Annotated in this window: 1 protein-coding gene; it reads right to left on the bottom strand. The window is 48.7% G+C overall.

Features of this window, described 5'->3' with window-relative positions; genetic code table 11:
- A partial coding sequence (locus tag ACLFKU_RS43530; protein ID WP_410853368.1) for a DPP IV N-terminal domain-containing protein occupies positions 1-1,102 on the bottom strand: 1,102 nt, incomplete at both ends.

The following is a 1,102-nucleotide window of genomic DNA, read 5'->3' as shown; positions in this document are numbered from 1 at the left end:
CGCGGACAATCCAGTCACCTTTGGTGATTTGGTTTTCTAAAACACCGGTACGGCCATTAAAGAGGTACAGATGTTCAAATCCATCGCGCTCGGATGCCCAGATAATTTCCTCTCCATCATTAACATTGTAACGAAAGCGCTTTCCGGCACTTCTTTGGTTATTTCTTAAATCTCTATAATCGACGAACGTGGAGCTGACCTCATCGATCAAAGAGCGCGTACGGCCGGTGGCTGCCTCCACCTCGATTACTCGGTAGAGCTGATGGCCGCGTTGGTTGTACTCAAATGTAAAGCCTTTCCCATCCTTCCACCAATTAATTTGGGAAAGGTCAAAAGGATTCGGGAACAAAGCATTGTCGATATTGACCATGCGCTTGTTGACTATGTCGAATAGTACCGGTTGCGGTCGCGGAAGAATATCTCCCGCTTTGGGATACGCTAATGGCTCATACCTGGCTTGATGGTTTGTTGCTGAGGAATTGACAAGCATGATTTGACGCGGTTGGCCGACGGCGACACGGTAACCTGCGAGGTGATTCGAGTCAGGGGACCACTTTAGGGATGAGAAGACGTAATTGTTCGCTTCTGTCCCGTCCCAACTTAACGGTACATTTACTGACCCGTCCTTACTCATTAGAAAGACGTTGTAGTTTTTGATATATGCTTTCCACTTGCCGTCCGGTGAATCGCTTGTCATTCGACTATCGCTTTCAGCCGTTGGCGTGAAGTCGTTATGAAATGACAAGATTTCGCCCTGAGAGATCCTAGTGCAGATGTAGCTTGAAAGATCACAACTCCACTGAACGGAATCAATGGAGAACAGCAACTGGTGGCCGTCTTGTCCGATTTCGAAGCGGTCAAAGGGCAGCGAAGTGCCTCGGAAATTCGAGGAGGCCGCCTTATTTAATGCTTCGGCAAGGCGGCTATGATCGAAAGCCGGTTGCTTCTTCCCAGTTTTGATATTGAATTTAATGAACTGGCGCTCACCATGTGTCGTCCGTCGGTAGGCAAGGGTCTCGGGCGAAAGCCAGAAAGGGGGGGTATCGACGAAATTGACAATCTTATCCGAGTACTGGTAACGAACTGTGAGAGCCCGCTGAAA

It is taken from the genome of Paraburkholderia sp. EG304 (assembly GCF_046543485.1).
GTDB classification, from domain to species: domain Bacteria; phylum Pseudomonadota; class Gammaproteobacteria; order Burkholderiales; family Burkholderiaceae; genus Paraburkholderia; species Paraburkholderia youngii.
This window is presented reverse-complemented; position numbering and strand designations above follow the sequence as displayed.